The 6,515-nt window shown below is 42.6% G+C and carries 7 protein-coding genes; all 7 read left to right on the forward strand.

What is annotated here, in order from left to right; genetic code table 11:
* On the forward strand, nucleotides 1-943 hold a 943-nt coding region (locus tag PAN06_RS12555; protein WP_141561982.1), incomplete at its 5' end, for a SepM family pheromone-processing serine protease.
* Between the two features lie 162 nt (nucleotides 944-1,105).
* Nucleotides 1,106-1,816 carry a thiol-disulfide oxidoreductase-associated membrane protein CcdA2 gene (gene ccdA2 / locus PAN06_RS12560; protein WP_269796487.1) on the forward strand — a complete coding sequence of 237 codons (711 nt, stop codon included), beginning with the start codon at nucleotides 1,106-1,108 and terminating at the stop codon, nucleotides 1,814-1,816.
* A gap of 26 nt (nucleotides 1,817-1,842) precedes the next feature.
* Entirely contained in the window at nucleotides 1,843-2,166 is a 324-nt protein-coding gene (locus PAN06_RS12565; protein WP_070594375.1) for a hypothetical protein, read from the forward strand.
* Nucleotides 2,167-2,222: 56 nt separating this feature from the next.
* Complete coding sequence (locus PAN06_RS12570; RefSeq protein WP_070594431.1) at nucleotides 2,223-2,783, forward strand: TlpA disulfide reductase family protein; 561 nt, start codon at nucleotides 2,223-2,225, stop codon at nucleotides 2,781-2,783.
* An 11-nt stretch (nucleotides 2,784-2,794) separates the two neighbouring features.
* Nucleotides 2,795-3,916, forward strand: coding sequence for a peptide-methionine (R)-S-oxide reductase MsrB (msrB, locus tag PAN06_RS12575; RefSeq protein WP_269796488.1), 1,122 nt, complete (start codon nucleotides 2,795-2,797; stop codon nucleotides 3,914-3,916).
* 58 nt (nucleotides 3,917-3,974) lie between these two features.
* Nucleotides 3,975-4,709 carry a response regulator transcription factor gene (locus tag PAN06_RS12580; RefSeq protein WP_269796489.1) on the forward strand — a complete coding sequence of 245 codons (735 nt, stop codon included), beginning with the start codon at nucleotides 3,975-3,977 and terminating at the stop codon, nucleotides 4,707-4,709.
* Complete coding sequence (locus PAN06_RS12585; protein WP_269796490.1) at nucleotides 4,706-6,418, forward strand: sensor histidine kinase; 1,713 nt, start codon at nucleotides 4,706-4,708, stop codon at nucleotides 6,416-6,418. The genes PAN06_RS12580 and PAN06_RS12585 overlap by 4 nt, the downstream gene beginning before the upstream one ends.
* The last annotated feature ends 97 nt before the right edge of the window (nucleotides 6,419-6,515 follow it).

Below are 6,515 nucleotides of genomic sequence, written 5' to 3' on the forward strand. Positions count from 1 at the left end.
AATGCCAGGAACGGCAGAAGACATTCGATCGGTCATGACAGTCGATGGAAAAATGGATACCAAGTCAGGGTCTTATGACTTTGTAACCGTGGCAGTGAAAGAAGCGACTCCGGCTGATTTGATCTATGCTTGGGCGACACCTTTTACAGATATCTACTCTGCCAAGGATATGACAGGTGGTAGTTCGAGCCAAGAATTTACGCGAATCAACCAATTCTATATGGAAACCTCGCAAAATATGGCCATCTACCAAGGGTTAAAGACAGCTGGAAAAGAAACCCAGATGGACTTTCTAGGTGTTTATGTCATGCAGGTGGCAGATGATTCGACCTTTAAGGGTATCTTGAACATTGCGGATACCGTCACCGGTGTGAATGGCAAGACCTTTAAGAGTTCCAAAGAATTGATTGACTATGTCGGTTCTCAAAAAATTGGCGATCCCGTTTCAGTGACCTATATTGAGGATGGACAAACCAAGACCGCAGACGGAAAGATCATCAAATTGTCCAACGGGAAAAACGGAATCGGGATTAGCCTGATCGACCGGACTGAAGCCAAAGGCGATGTTCCTGTCCAGTTTGCGACCCAAGGAATTGGTGGACCAAGTGCCGGTATGATGTTTAGCCTAGCCATCTACACCCAAGTGGCTGATCCAGATCTTCGTCAGGGACGCCATATTGCAGGGACAGGAACCATTAACCAAGATGGAACGGTTGGCGATATCGGTGGGATTGACAAGAAAGTCGTCGCAGCCGATAAAGAAGGAGCAGAAATTTTCTTTGCCCCTAATAACCCTGTTTCCAAAGAAGAAAAGAAAGCCAATCCCAAGGCCAAATCAAACTATGAAACAGCTAAAGAAGCAGCAAAACAAATTCATTCGAAGATGAAAATTGTCCCCGTCAAAACCCTTCAAGATGCCATTGATTATTTGAAGAAGAAGTAGAAGTATCTTGTTAGATTAGTCTCGTAATTGAAAGTACGAGGTAGAGTTGGCAGATAGGAAGATTCACCTTCTAATCAAATTCAAGTTTTTGCTTATCAATCTCTCTATTTTTAGAGGGATTTTTTCTTTATACTGGTATCAGAAAGAAAGGGAGGTAGTGAAATGATTCAAACCAGTTTGTTTTCCATTTCAGTATTCTTAGCGGGAGTTCTATCCTTTTTCTCCCCATGTATTTTACCACTGATGCCGGTCTATGTAGGGATTCTATTGGATTCTGAACGTGTGAAAACTGTTCGGATTTTTGGAAGAGATATTTCTTGGTATGGCCTGGTGAAGACTCTTTGTTTTATCGCAGGTCTATCAACTGTTTTCCTGATTCTAGGATACGGTGCAGGGGCCCTTGGCCAGGTGCTTTATGCTCCCTGGTTCCGTTACCTACTAGGAGGGATTGTGATCTTATTGGGAATCCATCAGATGGGCCTCATCAATCTGAGACAACTCCAAAAACAAAAGACCATCCAACTCAAAAAGAATCGGGAGCGCAATGAATTCTTCAATGCTTTTCTGATAGGGGTCACCTTCAGTTTTGGTTGGACCCCTTGTGTCGGACCAGTTTTGAGTTCGGTTCTAGCCATTGCCGCTTCTGGAGGAGATGGTGCTTTACAAGGTGCTCTCCTGATGCTGGTCTATACATTAGGTTTGGCTCTGCCTTTCTTGCTTTTAGCCTTGGCTTCTAGCTGGGTTCTACAACATTTTGCTAAGCTCAAGCCCCATATGGGAACCTTGAAAAAAATTGGTGGTGCCCTCATCATCTTGATGGGCATCTTGCTGATGCTAGGAAATCTTAATAGCCTCGCATCCCTGTTTCACTAATCTTGAATGATTAAAGGAGAAAAATCATGAAAAAAATTCTTGCACTTTCTATTGCTACACTTAGCATCGTCACTTTAGCAGCTTGTTCTGGACAGAAATCAGATTCAGACATGAAAAAAACGGACGATAGTAGTATGATGAAGAAGGACGATATGAAGAAGGATGACATGAAGGATTCATCCATGTCCGATGATAAAATGAAAAAAGAAGACATGAAAGATTCATCTATGAAGTCTGACAGCAGTTCTGAAATGAAGGACGATATGAAAAAAGATGAGATGAAATCTAGCGATTCAGAAATGAAAAATGAAAAGAGTGAATCATCTGATATGAAATCAGACAAGGAATGAAAGAAGGGAGAGGTCATCTGAGGATGACTTTCTCCTTGTTTAAAGAGGTAATAATGATGAAGAAATTAGCTTTAGTAGCTGCAGGATTTTTGTGTACTGGACTTTTGGGGGCTTGTTCGAGTCAAGGAATGGCTACTTCCAATAAGGACATGAGCCAACAAACAGCCAAAGCTGGGGCTAGGCAACCATCTGGCAAGAAAGTGAAGGATTTTAGCTTGCAAGGAGTGGATGGCAAGACCTACCGCTTATCTGATTACAAAGGGAAGAAAGTTTACCTCAAATTTTGGGCTTCCTGGTGCTCTATTTGCCTGTCAACATTAGAGGATACCAATGAGTTGGCAAAAGAAGAGGCAGGTAAGGATTATGTGGTTTTATCCGTTGTAGCTCCAACCTTTAATGGCGAAAAATCAGCAGCAGATTTCAAAAATTGGTACCAGTCTTTGGACTACAAGGATTTCCCAGTCTTACTGGATAGTAAAGGGGAACTACTAAAAGAGTATGGGATTCGTTCTTATCCATCGGCACTCTTTATCAATAGTGATGGGACTTTAGCAAAGAGTCATATTGGCTATATGAATAAAGAGGATATCCTCAAGACCCTAGAGAACATGCAGTAAGGAGATAGACAATGGAAACAAAGTGGAAAGTGTTTGCTATCCTTCTCATTGGCTTATTATCTATTGGTTTCTTTTTCTTTAGTAAGGGATCAAACGGAATGGATCAATCAGAAACAAGCACTGAGATGATTAAAAAAGCATCGATGAGTCAGACTCCAGTAGCCAAAAAGGAAACAAAGGAAACGGTTGATCCAAAGGATCAGCGTGAAATTTATTTGGCTGGTGGTTGCTTCTGGGGCGTAGAAGAATATTTCTCCCGTGTTCCAGGTGTGATTGATGCCGTATCAGGATATGCCAATGGAAAGGGAGAAACGACCAAGTATGAATTAGTCCCTCAAACAGGGCATGCCGAAACAGTTCACATCACCTACAATGTCAAGAAGGTATCTCTGAAAGAATTGCTCCTGCATTATTTCCGGATTATCGACCCAACGTCGAAGAATCGACAAGGAAATGATCAAGGAACACAATACCGAACAGGTGTCTATTATGTCTCTCAAGAGGACCTTCCAACCATTAACCAAGTCTTTGAAGAGGTGGCAAAAAAATACGACAAACCGTTAGCAGTGGAAAAAGAGCCACTGACCAATTTCATCAAGGCTGAGGACTACCACCAGGATTATCTAAAGAAACATCCGAATGGATACTGCCATATCGATGTCAATCAGGCTTCTTATCCTGTTATTGATGCCAGTCGCTACTCTAAGCCAAGCGATGAGGAGATCAAAAAGAAGTTATCTCCTGAAGAGTATGCGGTGACACAAAAAAATGATACCGAACGGGCCTTCTCCAATCGTTACTGGGATCAGTTTGATGCCGGTATTTATGTAGATGTCGTGACCGGTGAGCCACTCTTTTCCTCTAAGGATAAATTTGATTCTGGTTGTGGTTGGCCAAGTTTCAGTCGACCTATTAGTCCTGATGTGGCCATCTATAAGGAGGATAAGAGTTTCAATATGACTCGGACAGAAGTTCGGAGCCGTGTAGGAAATTCTCATCTGGGCCATGTTTTTACCGATGGTCCCAAGGAAAAAGGCGGCCTTCGCTATTGCATCAATAGTTTGTCTATTACCTTCATTCCCAAAGCAGAAATGAAAGAAAAGGGCTACGGTTATTTATTGGACTACGTCTGAGACATTTGGAACCATAATTTGCTATAATAAGTATAGCAAAGACAAGTAGGTGAAAGACATGTATGCGATCATGATTGTGGAAGATGAAGAGCTTATCCGGCAGGGACTGACTTCCTTAGTGGATTATGAACAGTTTGGAATGACCGTCATCAACCAGGCTAAAAATGGGCGTGAGGCTTGGGAGAAGTTTCAAGAGCAACCAGCCGATATCCTTCTAACCGACATCAATATGCCACAAATGAATGGCTTGGATCTAGCCCATCTCGTCAAAGAGCAGTCTCCGTCTTGTCATATCATTTTTTTGACAGGTTATGATGACTTTGAGTTTGCGAGGAAAGCCATCAAGTTAGGTGCAGATGATTATTTGCTGAAGCCTTTTTCAAAAGATGATATTGAAGAGATGTTAGCAAAGGTGAAGGGAAAACTCGATCAAGAGCGTAAGAAAGCGCAAGTCGAAGATTTGGTCAGTCATGGTTATTCGACAGACTTGGAAGAAGCCATTCATGCTCGTTTAGCAGACTCTCAGTTAACTCTAAAGGATCTGGCCTATCAACTTGGTTTCAGTGCCTCTTATCTAAGCGTATTGATCAAGAAAAAATTGGGACTCCCCTTCCAAGACTACCTCATTCAAGAGCGAATGAAGAAGGCTCAACTCTTACTTCTCACGACAGATCTAAAGATTTATGAGATCGCCGATCAGGTTGGTTTTGAAGATATGAACTATTTTTCTCAACGCTTTAAGCAGGTTGTTGGGGTGACGCCAAGGCAGTACAAAAAAGGAGAGCATGAATGAAACGATATCCCTTGCTGATTCAGTTGGTTCTCTACTTTTTTCTCTTCATTCTCTTACTTTTTGGTTTCATCGGTAGCCTTTACTATCAAACGAGTTCAGGGACGATCCGCCAGCTAACGGAGCGGACGACAAAAAATAGTATCGACCAAAGTAGTCAGTTTATTACCTCCTATCTAAAAAAATTAAAGCAGACGACGACGGTGCTTAGCAAAGAGCAGGCTGTTCGCCAATTTGCTCAAGACAAGAGTGCGGATCAAGAAACGGTTCAACACCTGATGCGAACGATGATTGAAACAGATCCGGACTTGGTCTCAGCGGTCTTGGTGACCAAGGATGGACGTCTGGTAGCGACAGATACAAAAATCAGCATGCAGACCTCCTCAGATATGATGAATGAAAGCTGGTATCAAGAGGCGATTAAGGAAAGAGCCATGCCAGTTTTGACGCCAGCTCGAAAGGAATCCTTGACCTCGGAAAAAGAAAAATGGGTGGTTTCTATTACCCAAGAAGTGGTCGATCAGGCTGGTCAAAATCTCGGAGTAGTACGCTTGGATATTGGCTACGATAGCCTTCAGGCTTACTTGGATCACCTGCAACTAGGGAAGCAAGGCTTTAGTTTTATCATTAATCAAAAGCATGAGTTTGTCTATCATCCTAAAAAAGCGGTCTATTCCTCCAGCCAAGAAATGCAAGCCATGCAGCCCTATATTGCTGTGACAGATGGCTATACAAAAGGAGGACAGAATTTTATCTATCAGGTTCCGATTCCAGATAGCGATTGGACCTTGATTGGAGTGGCTTCACTTGAAGGACTTCAGATGCTGCAGTCGCAACTCCTGTACTCTTTCATTGGTCTAGGATTACTAGCTTTGATCATGTGTTTGATAGGGATCGGCTTTGTTCTGCGTTTGTGGATCAAACCCTTACAAGACCTTCAGACTATCATTTTGAGGATTGGAGCAGGAGATGCTCACGTGAGGGCTGCAGCCAAAGGATCTCCAGAATTGGTCGACCTCGCTCAAGCTTTTAATGCCATGTTGGATCAAATCGATAACCTCATGCAACAGGTAAAGGAGGAGGAGCAGAACGCACGGCGTTACGAGCTGCGGGCACTTTCGGCTCAGATTAATCCGCATTTTCTCTACAATACCTTGGATACGATTGTCTGGATGGCGGAGTTTAATGATAGTCGGCGCGTGGTCAACATCACTAAGTCTCTGGCTCAATATTTTCGACTGGCTCTCAACCAAGGCCAGGAACAAATCCTGCTGAGAGATGAAATTGACCATGTCCGCCAGTATCTTTTCATTCAGAAGCAACGTTATGGAGAAAAGCTCAACTATGAAATTCTAGAAGATAAACGGCTGAGCGACTATCAGCTCCCCAAATTAGTGCTTCAACCCTTAGTGGAAAATGCGATTTACCATGGTATTAAGGAGATAGATCGGCCTGGTCTCATTCGAGTGACAACTGAAGTCAGTGGAGACTACGCTTGCGTATCGATTTTTGACAATGGACGAGGGTTTGACCGATCAGAATCAACAGCCCAAACCCTTCTTCGTTTAGGAGGTGTTGGCTTGAAAAATGTGGACCAACGATTGCGTCTTCAATTTGGCGAAGCCTATCATATGGAGATCGATTCTAAGGCCAATAGCTATACCAAAATTACTCTATTTTTACCCCTTTCATCATCTGATGAACATGTATAGAGACAAAGATTGCCTTCTTTGTCTCTTTTTCCTTTTGGAAACTTTCAATGTTGAATTTCAACTCTTTTCTAGTCAAATCTGACGCAAGTCATCAAAT

This window comes from Streptococcus sp. SM3 (assembly GCF_027497875.1).